Genomic DNA, 17,274 nt, shown 5'->3' on the forward strand with positions numbered 1-17,274 from the left:
CCACCTTGAAACAACCTGGATGGACCATCCACAAGTTCGGCGGCTCTAGCCTGAAGGACGCCGACTGCTTCCGTCGCGTCGCCGACATTCTCTGTGGAGCCTGCCGCGATGAGCTGCCGCGTCCGCACGGCGTGGTGGTGTCGGCCATGGGCGGTATGACCGACGCACTCCTGAGTCTGGTCGACCAGGCGGCTGCGGGTCACTCGAGCTTCCGCGAAGGCTTGCAACGCCTGCGCGACCGCTACCGCAACACGGTGATCGAGCTCGTCGCCGAACCTACCCGCGAGGAAGTGCTCGCCGCTTGGGAAGACGACGCCGAGGTGATCGTCGATGTGCTCCAGGGTGTGCTCCGCCTACGCTCCTCGTCCCAGCGCAGCCGTGATCTGGTGGCGGGCTACGGTGAGATCTGGTCCGCGCGATTGCTCGCGGCCGTGCTCGCGAGCGCCCTCGACGAGCGTGATGTCGACTGGGTCGACACGCGAGAGGTGATCGTCGTGCGCTGGACTGAGATGGGTCCTAGCGTGCAGTGGGATGCCTCCGGCCAGAGGCTCGGTGCGCTGCTGCCCAGTGATTTCGATGGGATCAAGGTGGTGACGGGTTTCGTCGCCAGCGACGAGGAGGGCTTGCAGACCACCCTCGGTCGCAACGGCAGCGACTTCACCGCCTCGATCATAGCGGCGCTGGTCGGCGCCGATGACATTACGATCTGGACCGACGTGACGGGCGTGATGAGTGGCGATCCGCGACGCATCCCGGAAGCAGCCGTGATCGACCAGATCTCCTACGACGAGGCGATGGAGCTCGCCTACTTCGGCACTAAGGTGATCCATCCCCAGACCATGGGGCCGGCGATCGAACACAACATCCCCATCCATATACGCTGCACCTTCGCTCCGGAGCATCCGGGAACGCGGATCACGGCGAACGTAGACGCCAGCCTTCGGGCCAAGGGAATCTCCGCAGTCGAAGACGTGGCGCTTCTCAACCTCGAGGGCGCGGGCATGATCGGCGTGCCGGGCACGGCAGACCGGCTCTTCGGTGCCCTGCGCGAGGTACACGTCTCGGTGATCATGATCTCCCAGGGCAGTTCCGAGCACTCGATCTGTTTCGCCGTGCCTGGGCGTAGCGCGGCGACGGCGGAAGCGGCCGCGCGGCGTGCCTTCGCGGTCGAGCTGGCGCAGGGGCAGATCCAGGAGATCGACGTGTCCCGCCACTGTTCAATCCTGGCCTTGGTCGGGGACGGCATGATGGGGCGGCCCGGTGTTGCCGCGCGCCTATTTGGAACCTTAGGTCGTGCCGGCATCAACGTGCGCGCGATCGCCCAGGGCGCGAGCGAGCGCAACATCTCGGTCGTGGTGGACGAGGCAGACACGACCCGCGCCCTGCGCGCCGTGCACTCGGGCTTCTACCTCTCAGCCAAGACGCTCTCAATCGGCGTGCTGGGCGAGGGCCACGTGGGCGGGGCGTTGCTCGATCAGCTGGCGGCACAGGCCGGCACGCTGCGCGATCGATTCAATCTGGATCTGCGCGTGCGGGCGATTGCCACGTCGCGCACGATGACGCTCGCCGAACGCCGCGTCGACCTCGATCGTTGGCGCGGGACGCGCGCCGACGAGACGCGCAGGGCAGACCTCGACCAGTTCGTCGATCATGTGCACACCGATCATCTACCCCATGCGGTGATCGTCGACTGCACGGCGAGCGAGGTGCCTGCGGCGCGCTACGCGGACTGGCTCGCGCGCGGCGTCCATGTGGTAACACCGAACAAGAAGGCGCACAGCGGCGACGGCGGCTACTACTCGCTGCTCAAGGCCGTGCAGCGCCGCCACGGCACGCACTTCCTCTACGAGACCACCGTGGGCGCCGGCCTACCGATCATCAAGACCTTGCGCGACCTCGTCGACACGGGGGATGAGCTGAAGCAGATCGAAGGGATCTTCTCCGGCACCTTGGCCTACCTGTTCAACGTCTACGACGGTGAGGAGGGGTTCGCGGCGCTGGTCTCTGCCGCCCGCGACAAGGGCTACACGGAACCCGACCCACGCGAGGACCTCTCGGGTATGGATGTGGCGCGCAAGACTGTCATCCTGGCGCGTGAGGCGGGCATGGCGCTCGAACTCAACGAGCTTGGGGTGGAGAGTCTGGTGCCGTCGGGGCTCGAGGACTGTCCGGTGGATGAGTTCCTCGCGCGCTTCGCCGAGCACGACGAGGCGATGCGCGAACGGGTGCTGCAGGCGACGGCTCGCGACGAGGTGCTGCGCTATGTGGCTCGGCTGGATTTCGAGACGGGGGAAGCGGGGGTAGCGCTGCAGAGCCTGCCACGCTCTCATCCCTTCGCCATGATGAACCTGACGGACAACATCGTGCGTTTTGTCACCTCGCGCTACGCGAGCAATCCGCTCATCGTGCAGGGGCCGGGAGCAGGTCCTGAAGTGACGGCTGGCGGAGTATTCGCAGATATCCTACGCTTGGGGGCCTATCTATCAAGTTAGGCTAAGATGGGGTTCCTAGGAGTGAGATGTAGTGGGTCTTGTTCAGCAACCCATCGGTGAGCGATGACAGTCCGTCGTTGGAGGGCTTGTTCCGGAAGTTGAAGGGCGCGCCAGCGTACCTAATAAAAATCATCGCGCGTGCGCAGGAGGCTCGCGCCTGGGTCCATCGCTTCGTTCAGTGGTGAGCGAGGCGCACCGACGCAGGGCGATTTCGCTACCTGACACCGGGGCAGCGGCATCGTGCAGCCGATCTGGGTAATGTGGTTGAAGCCTCCGAGGTTCCCCCGCGGGGTCAGGAGCACCTTCGGATCGACGATGAGTTCGTCGCGAGCGCAAAGGGCGTTCATCTCGGCTGAACTCGAGTAGCAGGATTTTTGGAGACTACGCTAGTGAGTCAATCAATGAGTGAGAGCGCAACAGCCTCGAGGCCGAGTACGAGGGGTAACTTCCGCTGCTTTGGAGCGGTCAGCTGCTAACGCAACTCGGCGGTAACATCCTCATCGTGACGATCGTGTTCTGGCTCAAGCTCGAGACTCAATCCGCGGCCTTGGCCGGTGCGATGATGATGGCGGTGACCCTGCCGGCCGTCCTACTGGCGCCCGTAGGCGGGGCCTTGGCCGACCTCCTGCCCAAGAAGCACATTCTCATCTTCTTCGATAGCATCAATGGCCTGATGCTGCTGATTTGTTCCGCCGTACTCATGTCGTCGGCGGACTCGATGACGGTCATCGCGGTGATGTTCGCGGTGGCGATCCTATACGGGGCGACGACCGCCTTCTTCGGTCCAGCCCTCATGTCTTTTATCCCAGAGCTGGTGCGCTAGGAGAACATCCAGAAGTCCAACTCCATGATCGAAGGCACCAAACAGTTGGCGATGCTGTTCGGTCAGGCGACGGGCGCCTTCTTCTACCGCGTGTTCGGCGCTGGACTGGTCACGCTCGTAAATGGGATCTTGTTCCTGGTATCGGCGCTATTGGAGAGCTTTATCCGGGTGCCGAATAGGAAACCACCTGCTGGTGAGGCGCTCGAGGCGTCTGAGGATGGGGGCACGGTAAGCACCAGAGGCAAATTCGCCTGGTATTCAATAATGTGGTCGAGGGCCTGCGCTACGTGTGGTCTACGCCAGGTCTGCGCAATGTCTTCTTTGCGACGTCGATCATCAACTTCTTCTTGGCACCGGTGATCATGCTGCTGCCGTTTTTCGTCGAAGACACGCTGGGGCTGCGGGCGGAGTGGTACGGCTCGCTGATGATCGCGCTCAGCCTGGGCGTGATTACCGGCTATGGAATTAGCGGCGTGGTGAAGGTGGCGAACGATGTGCGCGACAAGGTACTGTTTGCGGCACTCATCGTGCTTTCCGTGTCCTTCGGTGCGCTGGGCTATGCGAGCAGTATCTACTTTGCGTGGGGGGCGATCTTCCTGGCGGGCACGAGCAGTGGATTTGTCAGCGTGAACTTTCTCACCATTCTGCAAACGCAAACGGAGGGGCACCTCCGGGGGCGGGTGTTCGGATACCTCACCACGCTTACCGGAGGACTGGCGCCATTCGCGTCTGGCATATCGGGCGTGGTGGCAGATTTGACGGGCAAGAACATCCCGATGATCTACCTCGCCTGCGGAGTCTGTACGTTGCTGAGCTGCTGCGTGTTCATTCTCAATCGTGAGTTTCGAGCGTTCTTGCGCTTCCGATTGGAGCCTGCGGAAGCGTAGGCATCAGCGGCGTAGGCCAACGCCTACGCGGTCTGCTGGGGGCTTTTCGCGGGCAAGAACCCAGCCTGCCGCCTATGGACCGCTCAGCATCTCGGGCATGAGCCCAAGCGTGCTCGACCGGTTCCCCTCCGCCATGATCACTTTTGCGAGAGAAGGTATGCCCATAGCGCCGGCGCAAAGCGCGTCAGAGAATACCTCGCGCGTCCCTTAGGCGTTCCAACCGGCTTCCGGCGCCTCGCGCGCTCTGGAGCTGATTCGGCGCCCGCTTCAGGTGCAGGAGTGAGATGCCGAGCTGATAGCGCTGCAACTACCGGCAGTCCACAAGACTCTTCGACAGGAGCCTGATCGTGCCCGCTACACCCACCTTGAATCCGGCAACTACGGCCGCGGGAGCGCCGCGACAACGTGCGCAGTGCCGATACGATCGCAGGGTGGCTGGCGTTGGCCCTATCGTCGTAGGGGTATTCGTCGTTCTCACTCACGCGCTGCAAGCGGTGGCTCGCGAGCCGATCGATCGGATTGAGCTGGAGGCTTTTCTTGATGGCGTCGTCGACACCGCGATGGAAGAGGCCGGGGTTGTCGGCGTCACCCTGGCGGTGACGCAAAACGACCAGCTCGTGGTGCTCAAAGGGTACGGGTACGCAAAATTCGAAGCGCAGCTTGGCGTAGATCCCGAAAGGACGCTGTTCCGAATCGGCTCGGTCAGCAAGCTGTTCACCTATACCGGACTTATGCAGTTACGCGAGCAGGGGAAGGTCGATTTCGACACAGATGTAAATCAATACCTAAGCACTCTGAGGGTACCGGCTACGTACGATCAGTCAGTGACCCTTCGCCACTTGTTCACACACAGTGCCGGCTTCGAGGAGCGCATAGTGCGGCTGTTTGGCGATAGCGTTGAAGACATGGTGCCCCTCAGCGATATCTTGAACGCGGAGCTTCCCCCGCGCGTGCGCCCGCCCGGCCTTGTCTCGAGTTATGCCAATCACGGTGTGGGACTTGCCGGACTCGTGCTTGAAGAAGTAAGCGGTCAGTCTTGGGAAGACTACGTTCAGGAGCACATTCTGAACCCGCTCCGTATGGTCGACGCGACCCCGTATCAGCCGATTCCCGCGGAACTTGCCTCTCAGATGTCCGAAGGGTTTCGATCGATCGACGGACAAGCAACCGCTCAGCCCTTCGTCTTTGTGCCCATGGGGGCGGCAGGTGGCATAAGCGCAAGTGCGCTCGCCATGACTCGCTTCGCGCGCGCACACCTCGGCGACGGCAGCGTGGACGGAGCGCGCATCTTGAGCCCCACCTCGGCGGCGCTCATGCGCCAGCCCTACTTTGAGGTTCATCCCAACATCAGGCCTTGGCTCTACGGATTCGCTAATTACTCCGCGGGTGATGTATTCGTCTACGGTCACTCCGGTGGCACAAGATACTTTGCCACCCAGCTGTTGCTGATTCCCGATCACAACATCAGCGTTTTTGTGTCGGCCAACTCACAGGCTGGCAATCACGTGACTTCCGCGGTTCACAGGCACTTCTTGGATCGCTACTTTGCACCGGAGAGACTGTCCGTCGGACCGTACGTGTCCGGCGATGTGAGTGCGTACACGGGCAGCTGGTCAAGCTATCGAAATCCGCAGACCACGCCGGATAGCCTGCTGCGACTCACCCGGGAGGTGAGGATCACGAGGGCCGCGGGTGATCGACTTCGGGTTACCGGTCTGGATCGAAATCCAACGTTCTGGGTGCCTGGCGACGAGGGAGAGTTTCAGCGCGAAGGCGACAAGGAAACCTTGATTTTCTAAGCCATCGCCAACAAGCCCACGATGTTGGTAGGCACTGTCTTGAGTTCCTACTACAAGCTGCGCTGGTGGGAAACGGCGTCGGTCCAGCTCGGCTTTCTGGCGCTGGTGGCATCGATCAGCCTCTGGTACCTGCTTGCCTGGCCTCTGAGGATCGTGCGAGGTCTCTGGGGAACTGCGAGGGAGGACGCAGCGATCCAGTCCCTTTGTCGTGCGCGGCAGGCCGCGTGGCTGCAGGCGCTGGCGGTCGCGGTTGTTCTGGTGGGCGCCCTGGGCCTCAACGAAGAGATCGTCTTCGGCGTGACGGCGCCGTTGAAGATCATGCTGACGGCAAGCTACCTGATCCTGCTCACCGTCGCGTTCTATGGGTTTCGTCTGCTGCCGTTGCTGCGCTCTGGGGCGACGCCAGGTGCAAAGGGATTTCATAGCTTCTATATCACTCTAGGCGCGCTGTTCAGCGCCGATCTGGCATATTGGAACCTCTACGGGCCGTATCGATGGTGATCGCGCAAGCGCCGTTCGCAGCACCTGTAGGCGTGTGAACGATAGGCTCCGAGCACGCTGTGGCGTCCTAGCCCGGACTCCTAGTGCTGGACGGACTGGGAAAAGAGCTGGATTACCATCACGCCCGCGATGATTAGGGCGATGCCCGCGATCGCGGCTACGTCCGGAACTTCCTTGAACCACACGGCGCCGAGGCCGGTGATGAGGACGATTCCTACACCGGACCAGATGGCGTAGGCGATACCAACGGGGATGAACTTCAGCACCAGCGATAAGAAGTAGAAAGACACCATGTAGCCGGCGACGCAGATGGTGCTCGCCGTGGCGTTGCTGAAGTTATCCGACGCCTTAAGCGAGATCGTGGCCGTGACCTCCGATGCGATCGCGATAGCTAGGTAGATCCACCCCATCGAACGCTCCTTGTGCTTTTGTGCTGCCTAGGTCAGCGTGACGAACAATTCCGCGTGGATCATCCAACGCCCGCCCGCCAGCTTCCAGTAGGCCGTGTAGTGCCCCTGGTCGACCACGCGCGTGTCGCCGCCCGACAGGCGTTCGTAGCCGGTCCACCGGCCCAGCTCCACCGCACGCGTGCACCCTTCGGCGACGGTCACCGACTCGGTGGCGCGCAGGAAATACGGTTTGGTAGGGGCGCTAAAGATGTTGCGCGCGAGCTTTCTGAGTTCACCGCGGGTGCGAATGTGCCCGCCGTTGCCCGCCGTGCCGACGTAGTCGCCGTCGATCGACGCCATGAAGATGCTGAGATCTCCCTGCTCCAGCGCGTCGTTGGACAGCTGGCGTACGCTGCGAATGTCTTCGTCTGCGGCCATCGTGGTGGTCCTCCTAGCCGGTCACCATCATAGCGTTGAAGGGGTCGCAGGCGTGGCCCCTGTGCCCGCTTGCACGCACACGTACCCGGCCCCCAGCACGAGGACAAAGCCGACGAGGTAGGACAGGGAGAACGGTTCGTGGAAGAACACCACGATCCAAATGGACGAGAGCACCGGCGAGAGGAACACGAGGACGGCGCTCACGGAGGCCGCTGCGCGTTCCAAGGCCTTCAACCAGAGAATGTAGGAGACGCCGTTGACCAGCGCCCCGTTCACCACCACGGGCACGAGTTCGGTTCGCTTTGGAAGGGCGAACTCCGATGCGGTCAACACACATACGGCTGAGACCAGCAAGCCGCCGACGAAGAGCAGGGTCGTCACGGCGTAGGGCTCGCCGCCGAGACGTTTGCTCAACACCGAGAACAGGGCGAACGCAAAGGCGCCCATGAGCACCACCGCGCTGGTGGCGGCGCTGCTGATGTGCAGGGAGAGCAGGTCACCGCGCGTGAGCACGACCAAAATGCCGAGGAACCCAGCGCCGACGGCGACCCAAGCGCGTGCTGCGAGCCGCTCACCGAGGAGCAGTACGGACAGGACGATGATGAGCAGAGGCCAAGAGTATTGCAGTACGAGCACCTCGATGCCGGCGCCGTGGGCGTAGCCGTAGTAGAGACAAAGGTAGTAGACCGCGCAGCCCAAGGCGCCGAGGAAGATCACGTAGAGCACTTGCCCAGGGGAGAAGCGTCGCAGACTGCTAAGGCCCTTGGCCGCGAACATGCACGCGCTGACGACAAGCAGCGAGAGGCCGTTCGACCAGAACAGAAACTGGAAGTTATCGAGCGAGGTCTGGCCGAAGCGGGAGACCACGGGGATGAGACTCCATAGGACGATGCAGCTGAGCGCGTACGCGTGGCCGGAGGGTAGCGCCGCAGCGGTCATGCCTCGCTGGTCATTCCGCTTAGTCCGTTGGCATCTTGCCGGTGTCGCCGGTCTCGCGTAGGCAGCGCAGGATCGTCGGGTCGCGGCTCAGGGTGGCGGTGGCGATAGTCACTTCGATGAGGAAAGCGATCACACCGCCGGTGATCAGCAGCACGCTCAGGGTGAAAAGGACGATCAGGAGGCCTTCCAAGTCCCAGCTCACGAGGCCGTCCAGGAAGAGCAGCACGACCACACCGCACACGGCCACGGCGGAGCTCACCAGCAGGTTGACGGACACGTTGGCGAAGCGCATGCGGCGGAATAGGTCGCTCACCTCGTGGCGCATCCGGCTCTGCTTGCTAGCGTCCGCTTGGGCTTCGTACTCGGCGATCAGTGAGCGGATGCGGTCGATGACGCGGGCCAGGCGAAGGGAGACCACGTTCATGAGCTGGCCGATCGCCACCAGCATGAACACGGGCGCTAGGGCCAGTTGGATGATCTCTACGGGGGTCATGCAGTGAGCAGGCAGAGTCACGTGGAGGGTGTGAGGCAGCCTGGGCCCTAGGGCGCGCGCCGCGCTTAGCTGTCACCGGTGCGCGAGGGCATCGGTGGTAGCGCAAGTGTAGGCCCAGATTCCGCCTTCGATCAATGGCCTGCAGCGGGTTGGGGGGCAAGCAGGCCGTCAGCGGGTGGACGCCACGAGTACGCCGATGCCGGCGAGCAACCAAGCGACGCAGTGCGCCTTACGCGCTACCTCACGCACCAGGGAGGGCCGTTGATAAGTGCTTTGCATGGCGGGGGTCCTCTCGATGAGCCTCACCCCAAACCCTAGCAGGGCGAAGCTGAACGTCAGCTGAGCAGCCGAGTTCCCCCTCGTATCACGCCGCTTCGACCATCCGTCGGGCTCGCGCTGTCGCCGTCTCCAGACAGGTCACCGTGTTGCTGCTGCCGTGGTCAACCTACCCTATAGGTATTGCGTTGTCTGGTGTGTCTGGCGCCGGGCGCGAAGGGGCGAACGATGGCGGAGTGGATCTACAGAGGCGTGCTGGTGCTCTGCGTAGCCTTCTTGGCGTTCTGCGCAGGTAGCTTTCTGATGCTCGCAAAGCAGCCGCCCTACGGGTTCTTTCGCGACGTTCGCACGGCGGCGCTCGCCCTCGTGCAGCAGCAACGGCAGCCCGCGCAGGCCGCCCTCACGGACCTCTACGGCGATTCGCTCGTTGGCGGCAGTGGCGTGACGGTGCGCGATAGTACGCGCATGCAGCCGGGGTACACGCTTTATACGTCCGGCCATGAGCCTTCCGCTTACCTTATAGATCAATTCGGTAGAATCGTGCATAAGTGGCATCTGCCCTACAGCGAAGTGTGGCGCTCTGGTGGCGCGATCGAGGCGCCCGTGCCCGATACGCACACCTACTTCAGGTACGCGCGGGTGCTGGCCGATGGGGATTTGCTCGTGGTCTACGATGGGGTGGGCGACACGCCCCACGGCTACGGCGTGGTGCGCATGGATCGCGCGTCCAAGCCGCGCTGGACCTATCTTGAGCGGGCCCATCACGCCCTCGATGTCCTGCCCGACGGCCGCATCGTCACCATGATTCATGCGATCAACCACGCGCCGATCCCGCGCGCCGGCTACCTTCGCCCGCCGCGTATCGATGATGCCCTCGTCGTGCTCTCGGCGGAGGGTGAGGAGCAGCAGCGCATTGAGCTGCTGCCAGCCTTCGTCAACTCGCCCTTCGAGGGCATGCTCGGTCTGTTGCCCTTCTACCTGCTCGAGGGCAGCGGTGACTTCCTGCACGCCAACGACGTGGAGGCGGTCACGGCGTCCTGGGCGGCGGCCTCACCGCACGGCGAGGTGGGGCAAGTGATGGTCTCGATGCGCGAGCCCGGCGTGCTCGCCCTGATCGACCTCGCTAGCGAGACGATGACCTGGGCCCTGCGCGGGCCTTGGATCGGTCAGCACGATCCCGACTTGTTGCCGAACGGCCACGTGCTCTTGTACGACAACGGCGGGTGGTTCGGCCCCGGCGGGCGCAGCCGCATCCTCGAGATCGACCCGCAGACGCAGGCCCACGCCTGGCAGTACACGGGTACGTCCGACGCGCCCTTTCACTCGGCAATCCGTGGAGTGCAGCAGCGCTTGGCAAACGGCAATACGCTCATCACCGAGACCCAACGGGGGCGTTTGCTGGAGGTAACGCCGTCGGGCGACATCGTCTGGGAGTACCTGAATCCGGCACGCGCAACCACCGAACGTGGCGAGCGTATCGCCATCATCTCCGCAGGCACGCGCGTGGGCATACACGCCTTCGACGCCGCTTTTGCGGGCCAACTCGAGACATCCTCAGGAGGGTGATCATGGAGTCGATCCGAACCCGGGCAGGCGTGCCCGAGTCGCTGCTGTTGATCATGGGCCTGGCCTTCGCGGTGCCAGCGCATGCTTACGTGGGCCCGGGCGCCGGCCTGAGTCTGCTCGGAGCCCTGTGGGGCTTGCTGGTGGCCGTGGTCGCGGCAGTCGGATTTATCGTGTTCTGGCCCATACGCAAGATGCTGCGCACCGCGCGGGCCGACGCCCGATCCCCTGATGCGTCCGATCGCGACGATCCCTGAGGTGGGGATCTTCGACGCCGCCTCGCCGGCCTTGACGTCGATCGATTGCCTGATCGACGTGCTCCCCAGCACCCTGCGCCTATGGCTATGGGGCATGCTTGGGGGGGCCTTGTCGGTCGGCGTCTACGCGTGGGTGTCGCCACAGCGCCGCTTGCGCGTGATCGGACGCATGGCGGTCCGCAGTCAGCGGCGTCTCGACGCCTACGACGGTGATCTCGCGAGTGCCTGGCCCTTGCTCGGGCGCCACCTGCGCCTGGCCTTGGCGCGTGTCGGCTGGGCACTAGGCCCTACGGCGCTGTCAGCCTTGCCCGTGCTCTTCCTCTACGCTTGGGCCAGCAACACTTTCGCGTACGCGTGGCCTGAGGCGGGCCGCGCCGTGCTCGTGCAGGCGCAGCCCGCAGCGTATTCGGCCGCCTGGGGCGGGCAGCCTGGGGGGGAGGAGAAGGCGGCGAGCATTCGCCTGTCGGATGGCGCCGGGAGATCGCTCGGCACGGTGACTGTCAACGCCCCCGTGCCGGCCGTGCACAAGCGCCAGTGGTGGAACGGGTTGTTCGGCAACCCCGCGGGGTATCTGGATGCGAAGAGTCCCGTAGAGGCCCTACGGCTCCAGCTACCTGCACGCGACTACGTGGGGGTAGGCCCTGCCTGGATGCGGGGATGGGAGTTCAGTTTTCTACTAGCATTGCTAGTGAGCGCCCTAGGCTTGCGAACAGCCTTGCGCCTTCAGTGAGGAGCTTGGTGAGTAATTGGATATCACTCCGCTGTCTCGTGCGCGAGACACACTCGAGCGCGGGTCAGGGGATCGCATGCGCATGTTAGTGGGCCGGCATCGCTCGGCCTTGCTCCTCGGTGGCTTGGCGTTGGTGCTAGTGCTCACGCGAGCGAGCGCAGCCGCCACCACATCGTTGGAACCCTCGGCACGCTTCCACCGCGTGGTAGCGAAAGCGCGCGCCCTGGCTGCCGCACCCTACGCGCCGGAGACCTTCGACCCGCCGCCAGCGCTGGCGGCGCTCACCTACGATGAGTACCGAGACATCCGCTTTCGCCCGGGCCGGGCCCTGTGGCGCGATCGAGGTGCGCCCTTTGAACTAATGTTCTTTCACCTCGGCAAGTACCAGCTGCAGCCGGTGCGGGTGAACGCCATCGAGGCGAACGATCAAGTGGCTCCGGTGGTCTTCGACAGCGCCGACTTCGACTACGGCGCCAACACGCTCGACGATGTCGTGGTGCGACCGGACCTCGGTTTCGCCGGCTTCCGCGCCCACTACGCACTCAACTCCCCCGACTACCTCGACGAGCTCATCGTCTTTCTGGGCGCGAGCTATTTTCGTGCGCTGGGAGCAGGCCAGCGTTACGGGCTGTCGGCACGGGGCCTGGCGATCGACACGGTGGGCGGCGACGGCGAGGAGTTCCCGCGCTTCGTCGAATTCTGGGTGCGCACACCTGAGGCGGATGCCGACTCGCTCGCCGTCTATGCCTTGCTGGATTCGTCAAGCATAGCCGGCGCCTACGCGTTTGAAATTCACCCGGGAGCGGAGACCACGATCGATGTGCGCGCCGAGCTGTTTCCACGCACCCGTATCGCTACCCTTGGGGTGGCGCCCCTCACAAGCATGTTCGCCTTCGGGGAGAACCAGCCGAACGCTGAGGACTTTCGCCCCGAGGTGCACGATTCGGACGGTCTGTTGGTGGCAAGCGGGGAAGGGGAGTGGCTCTGGCGCCCTCTGGTCAATCCGCGCGCGCCGCTGGTGACCTCCTTCGCCATGGCTACGCCGCGTGGCTTCGGTCTCGTGCAGCGTGACCGTCGCTTCGCTGCCTACGAGGACAATGAGGCGCGCTACGACCTACGGCCGAGCTTATGGGTCGAACCGCAAGGGGAGTGGGGTCCGGGACGGGTGGAGCTGGTGCAGTTGCCCACGCCGGACGAGACTCAGGACAACATCGTGGCGTACTGGGTGCCTGCCGAACCGGGCACCCCAGGTCAGCCCTTGCAGTTCGCCTATCGCCTGCATTGGCAAGGCGCGCTGCGCCAGGAGCCGACTCGTGGCTGGGTCGCGCAAACGCGGGTTGGGCGAGGCTATGCGGCCTTGGGCGCGGGCGAGCATCAGTTCCTGGTGGACTTTACTGGGCCGAGTATTACGAGCCTGCCGGCAGGCGCGTCAGTGGAGGCCGTGGTGAGTGCCTCGAAGGCGGGTGTGATCCTGGAGCAGAACGCCTATCGCCTCGAGGCCAACGGTGCCTGGCGGATGCTGCTACGCGTGCGTCGCGACGACCCCACCGAGGCCTTGGAGCTGCGTGGATTCCTGCGCAGCTGTGACGACACGCTCACCGAGACCTGGGGCTACGTGCTCCCGCCCGAGTAACGCCCGCCCAGGTTACACAGTCGACCGGCGGCCGAGATCACCATTTCCCCATCGTCCGCATCTCCCCCAAGCGACTGCTGAATTTGAGGCTTCGCCCTATCTGCTCGCCGCTTACGATCCGCCGCAAACCGGGTGTCGTCGGTCGCAATCCCTGCTCCCAAGCAGTAAGCTCGGACGCAAGCTTAGGGTAGGTCTATGCACTTCATCAGCACTCGGGGTGGCGGCGAACCGCTGCTCTTGGAGGCAGCGCTACAACGGGGCATCGCCGCGGACGGTGGCCTCTTCGTGCCAACCGAGTTTCCGCGCTTCACGCCGCAGAGCTTCGCCGACGATCAAACGCCGCCGGCCATCGCGCGGCGTATGCTCGAACCCTTCTTCGCGGGCACCTCCTTGGCCCCAGAGGTTGGCGCGATCGCCGAGCAAGCGCTATCGTTTCCGCTGCCCCTGATCGCGTTGGAAGCGCCGGCTGAGCAAGACCTGTCGGTGCTCGAGCTGTTTCACGGTCCCACCGCAGCCTTCAAAGACGTGGGCGCGCGCTTTCTGGCTGCATGCCTCACGCGCCTGGAGGCCCATGGCTCGCGTGCGCACGGGGATCTCACCATCCTGGTTGCCACCTCCGGTGATACGGGCGGCGCGGTGGCGGCAGCGTTCCATCGCCAACCGGGCATTCGCATCGTCATCCTGTTTCCGCGCGGCCTGGTGTCGGCGCGGCAGGAGCATCAGCTGTGCTGTTGGGGGGACAACGTTAGCTCCCTGAGCGTGGACGGCCCCTTCGATGTGTGTCAGGCCTTGGTCAAGGCCGCCTTCGCCGACCAGGCCCTGCGCGATCGCGTACGTTTGTCCTCGGCCAACAGCATCAACATCGGCCGCCTCCTGCCGCAAGCGGCGTACTACGCGGCCTCGAGCCTGGCCGTGTGGCGTCGGACGGGCGCGCCGGCCAACTACATCGTGCCCACGGGTAACCTGGGCAACGCCCTGGCCTGCGTCTGGGCCCGCAAGATGGGCCTGCCCATCGGCCAGGTCATTCTCGCCACCAACGCCAACCGGACGATCCCCGATTACCTCGCGAGCGGCGACTGGCAACCGCGGGACAGTGTGGCGACCCTCGCTAGCGCCATGGACGTGGGCAACCCCAGCAATATGGAGCGCCTGCGCCATCAGCATCCCGCGTGGCGCGAGGTGACGGACGCGGTCAGCGCCTACGCGGTGAGTGACGCGCAGATCCGTGAGCAGATTCGTCAAGATGCGCAGCAGCGCCAGCAGATCTGGTGCCCGCACACGGCCACGGCCTTGCACGTGTACGACCAGCTGCCCGATCAGGCTCGTCGCGGTGGGCCCTGGGTGGCGGTCGCCACGGCTCACCCGGCCAAGTTCGACACGATCGTAGAGCCCCTCATCGGCCATGTGGTCGAGGTGCCGCCGGCCCTGGCTGCGATCCTGGATCAGCCGGCGCAGGCGATACCGATCGCCGGTCATCTGGACGCATTGGCCGCACAAGTCTGATCATTCGCGGCGGGGTCGCGGTCTCAGCGATAAGGCCCTTGCTCTGCCTGCGCCTGGCGTCGCCCTGTGCCGCAGCCATCGATGCAATGGGGAGCGCTGCCGAGGCGGATCAGGCACCTCGCTAGCAAGATCTTTCGGTGAGAACCGAAGGTGATCACCGTCGCATTTTACAGATCCGTGAGCGAATCGTTAGGGCCGCGCGAAGCGTGCGTGAGCCCGCGGGCGCAATGTCGATGCCGGTGCAACGAGCACCGCTATCCACACTGTTACCTAGGAGACTGCTCATGCCTTCGCCCGCCTTTCGCTCTGCGGCGCTTGCCGTCGCGATGCTTGCTGCTAAGCTTGCCGTGGCTCAGAACATCTTGCCGCACGGTGCACTCTTCGCGCTTACTAACGACCCTGCCGGTAATCAGATCATCAGCTACGATCGCGTAGGCCCTGAGGGCGAGCTCGTACGGGCCGGAGCCTTCGACGTGGGCGGCGTGGGGATCAACTTCACCGGCAGTGGCCTCAATCCCCTCGGCTCGCAGGATGCGATCATCGTCTCCCCGGACAACGCGTTTGTGTTCGCCGTGAATGCGGGCAGCAACACGGTCGCCTCCTTCGCTGTGGATGGCGCCGCGTTGACCCGCCGCGATTTGCAGCCGTCCGGTGGCATCACGCCGGTCTCCCTCACGCTCCATGGGCGCGTGTTGTACGTCGTGAACGCGGCCGATGGCGGCAGCATCCGCGGCTTCCGCGTGGGATCTAGCGGGGTGCTGCGCCCGATCGAGGGAGCCACGGTGAACGGTATCGGCGCGGATGCTGGGGCCATCGAGTTCTCCCCTGATGGTCGTCGGCTGTTCATTACCGAACGTATCAGCGACCAGATCATCCGTGTCGATGTCGATCGCCTCGGGCGGCCGGGTGCGATCACTCGCTTTGTCTCGCCTGTCCCGGAGCCCTTCGGCACGGACATTCGCGCGGACGGTGTGCTGCTCATCTCGGAGGCCAACGACGGGATCCCAGAGGCGAGCTCCCTGTCCTCCTACCGCATCGATCAGCGTAGCGGCGAGCTTACGCTCGTCAGCGAGGGGGTGATTACTGGATACACCTTTGGCTGCTGGGTCGAGTTCACGGACGACGGTCGCTACGCCTATGTCTCCAACACGCCCGATGGGGTGATGACTAGCTACGCGGTGGCCCCCGACGGCACCTTGACTTTGCTCGCGGGCAACGCCGGGCAAACAGGCCCTGGCGTGCTCGATGCAGAGATGGCGGGCAACCAACTGTACGTCGTGGTGAATGGCGAAGGCAGCATCGCCCAGTTCACTGTCGCCAGCGATGGGTCTCTCGTGCGCAACGAGGACATCGAAGTGTCCGATGATGCATTCCTGCCGAGTTTCTTCGCAGCGATCGCTGGTTATTAATTATATTTAGTAAACAAGATAGGCGAGCTGGTGATCGTGGGTTGGCGATTGCCCGCTCGCCTTATGTGAGGAAGCGAGTGTGACCCGTGTCACGGTTAGATGGCTGGGTGGGCGTCGAGTAGATTTACACGCAAAAGCACACGGAGATATGAGTTAACAAAAGTATTTCTGTAAGTGCTTGCGACGCCTCGGCGAGACGGGTGTTGGCCTGCCTATTGCAGCGCAGAAGCTACCTGCTACCACGGCGGTGGCGTTCGGTTCTTACGATAGGAGCTTCCTGATGAAAGCACTCGCAGTCCTTGTGGCAACGACGACGCTAACCTGCGCGGCCAATGCTACGGTCCTGTTCGACAATTTCACTGGCGCGGGCGCACCGAACTACACTGAGGAAACGCGCGGCGCGACCTACACCTTCGGCACCGTGCTGAACAGCCTCGCAGAGACCTCCATCGAGCAGATCGAGCTGCGCTGGCGCCCCAACAACGACATGACCGTGTTCCTTGGCATATGGGACAGCGCCATCGCCGGTCAGCGTGGCTCCCTGGACTGGACCCCTGTCGGCAACAACCTGCTGTACTCCCAGTCGATCGACGTCATCGGCGATCCGAACGGCCCCCTGAGCTACCTCACCTTTGCCAACGTGGACTTCACCTTTGGCGCCAACCGTCGCTACGACATCGGTATCTGGGGCTCGGAGGGCTCGCTCATCGGCAGCTGGGACATCAGCAATGGTTGCAACGGCGTGAACACAGTGATGGGCGGCTTTGAATCGATCAACAACAACGCCAACATCGCCGGCGGTGGCAGCGACCGCGGCTACGCCTGCGTGGATCCGCACATCCGCCTGCTCGGCGGCACCCAGACACAGGTATCGGCACCTGGGACCTTGGCCCTGCTCGGTCTTGGCGGACTGGCGCTGGCGCACGCCTCACGTCGTCGCCGCGGCGCCTAGTGGGCCGCTTGGTAAATGAGGTGACGCTCAGCGAGTAGCACGGGCGCCATCGCGGCGTTGCATCGCTTGCCAATGGCGATGCCATTGGCTGCGCGACGCGCCCCTACGCAGAATGAACGTTACTTATTTACCAAGCGGCCCACTAGGCGCCGCGGCGACGACGTGAGGCGTGCGCCAGCGCCAGTCCGCC

17 protein-coding genes are annotated in these 17,274 nt (G+C 64.0%); 12 read left to right on the forward strand and 5 right to left on the reverse strand.

What is annotated here, in order from left to right; translation table 11 throughout:
- Positions 1-5: 5 nt before the first annotated feature.
- A complete protein-coding gene (gene thrA, locus AAGA68_18825; protein MEM9387124.1) occupies positions 6-2,492 on the forward strand; it encodes a bifunctional aspartate kinase/homoserine dehydrogenase I in 2,487 nt (828 codons plus the stop codon).
- A gap of 119 nt (positions 2,493-2,611) precedes the next feature.
- Here the strand turns inward: thrA and AAGA68_18830 are convergent, their stop codons facing one another.
- Entirely contained in the window at positions 2,612-2,839 is a 228-nt protein-coding gene (locus AAGA68_18830) for a hypothetical protein (protein ID MEM9387125.1), read from the reverse strand.
- A gap of 104 nt (positions 2,840-2,943) precedes the next feature.
- Between AAGA68_18830 and AAGA68_18835 the strand changes: the two genes are divergently transcribed.
- The 4 genes from AAGA68_18835 to AAGA68_18850 all read left to right on the forward strand — a co-directional run bounded on the left by AAGA68_18835 (position 2,944) and on the right by AAGA68_18850 (position 6,502).
- Positions 2,944-3,315 (forward strand): MFS transporter, encoded by a 372-nt coding sequence (locus tag AAGA68_18835; GenBank protein ID MEM9387126.1) that lies wholly within the window; start codon positions 2,944-2,946, stop codon positions 3,313-3,315.
- A gap of 266 nt (positions 3,316-3,581) precedes the next feature.
- Positions 3,582-4,202 (forward strand): MFS transporter, encoded by a 621-nt coding sequence (locus AAGA68_18840; GenBank protein ID MEM9387127.1) that lies wholly within the window; start codon positions 3,582-3,584, stop codon positions 4,200-4,202.
- 347 nt (positions 4,203-4,549) lie between these two features.
- Positions 4,550-6,001, forward strand: coding sequence for a serine hydrolase domain-containing protein (locus AAGA68_18845; GenBank protein ID MEM9387128.1), 1,452 nt, complete (start codon positions 4,550-4,552; stop codon positions 5,999-6,001).
- Between the two features lie 39 nt (positions 6,002-6,040).
- Positions 6,041-6,502, forward strand: a complete 462-nt coding sequence (locus AAGA68_18850) for a hypothetical protein (GenBank protein ID MEM9387129.1) — start codon at positions 6,041-6,043, stop codon at positions 6,500-6,502.
- 80 nt (positions 6,503-6,582) lie between these two features.
- Here AAGA68_18850 and AAGA68_18855 read toward each other — a convergent pair whose 3' ends face one another.
- From AAGA68_18855 to AAGA68_18870, 4 genes are read right to left on the reverse strand one after another with little or no spacing between them, the layout of a single operon-like run.
- On the reverse strand, positions 6,583-6,912 hold the full coding sequence (locus AAGA68_18855; GenBank protein ID MEM9387130.1) for a multidrug efflux SMR transporter: 330 nt from the start codon (positions 6,910-6,912) through the stop codon (positions 6,583-6,585).
- A gap of 27 nt (positions 6,913-6,939) precedes the next feature.
- On the reverse strand, positions 6,940-7,329 hold the full coding sequence (locus tag AAGA68_18860; GenBank protein MEM9387131.1) for a nuclear transport factor 2 family protein: 390 nt from the start codon (positions 7,327-7,329) through the stop codon (positions 6,940-6,942).
- A gap of 27 nt (positions 7,330-7,356) precedes the next feature.
- Positions 7,357-8,268 (reverse strand): DMT family transporter, encoded by a 912-nt coding sequence (locus AAGA68_18865; protein ID MEM9387132.1) that lies wholly within the window; start codon positions 8,266-8,268, stop codon positions 7,357-7,359.
- Positions 8,269-8,287: 19 nt separating this feature from the next.
- Positions 8,288-8,761 carry a DUF2721 domain-containing protein gene (locus AAGA68_18870; GenBank protein MEM9387133.1) on the reverse strand — a complete coding sequence of 158 codons (474 nt, stop codon included), beginning with the start codon at positions 8,759-8,761 and terminating at the stop codon, positions 8,288-8,290.
- Positions 8,762-9,265: 504 nt separating this feature from the next.
- On the opposite strand from AAGA68_18870, the gene AAGA68_18875 reads away from it, so the two are divergent.
- The 7 genes from AAGA68_18875 (at position 9,266) to AAGA68_18905 (ending at position 17,084) form a co-directional block, all read left to right on the forward strand.
- The gene (locus AAGA68_18875; GenBank protein MEM9387134.1) at positions 9,266-10,603 is read left to right on the forward strand and encodes an arylsulfotransferase family protein; all 1,338 of its coding nucleotides are present in this window, start codon (positions 9,266-9,268) and stop codon (positions 10,601-10,603) included.
- A 2-nt stretch (positions 10,604-10,605) separates the two neighbouring features.
- Complete coding sequence (locus AAGA68_18880; GenBank protein MEM9387135.1) at positions 10,606-10,857, forward strand: hypothetical protein; 252 nt, start codon at positions 10,606-10,608, stop codon at positions 10,855-10,857.
- Complete coding sequence (locus AAGA68_18885) at positions 10,832-11,587, forward strand: hypothetical protein (protein MEM9387136.1); 756 nt, start codon at positions 10,832-10,834, stop codon at positions 11,585-11,587. The genes AAGA68_18880 and AAGA68_18885 overlap by 26 nt, the downstream gene beginning before the upstream one ends.
- A gap of 82 nt (positions 11,588-11,669) precedes the next feature.
- Positions 11,670-13,220, forward strand: a complete 1,551-nt coding sequence (locus AAGA68_18890) for a glucan biosynthesis protein G (GenBank protein ID MEM9387137.1) — start codon at positions 11,670-11,672, stop codon at positions 13,218-13,220.
- Positions 13,221-13,415: 195 nt separating this feature from the next.
- The gene (thrC, locus tag AAGA68_18895; protein ID MEM9387138.1) at positions 13,416-14,723 is read left to right on the forward strand and encodes a threonine synthase; all 1,308 of its coding nucleotides are present in this window, start codon (positions 13,416-13,418) and stop codon (positions 14,721-14,723) included.
- Positions 14,724-15,007: 284 nt separating this feature from the next.
- A complete protein-coding gene (locus AAGA68_18900) occupies positions 15,008-16,132 on the forward strand; it encodes a beta-propeller fold lactonase family protein (protein ID MEM9387139.1) in 1,125 nt (374 codons plus the stop codon).
- A 280-nt stretch (positions 16,133-16,412) separates the two neighbouring features.
- Entirely contained in the window at positions 16,413-17,084 is a 672-nt protein-coding gene (locus AAGA68_18905; GenBank protein ID MEM9387140.1) for a hypothetical protein, read from the forward strand.
- Positions 17,085-17,274 lie beyond the last annotated feature (190 nt).

This window comes from Pseudomonadota bacterium, from assembly GCA_039193195.1.
Classification (GTDB): Bacteria; Pseudomonadota; Gammaproteobacteria; order Steroidobacterales; family JBCBZW01; genus JBCBZW01.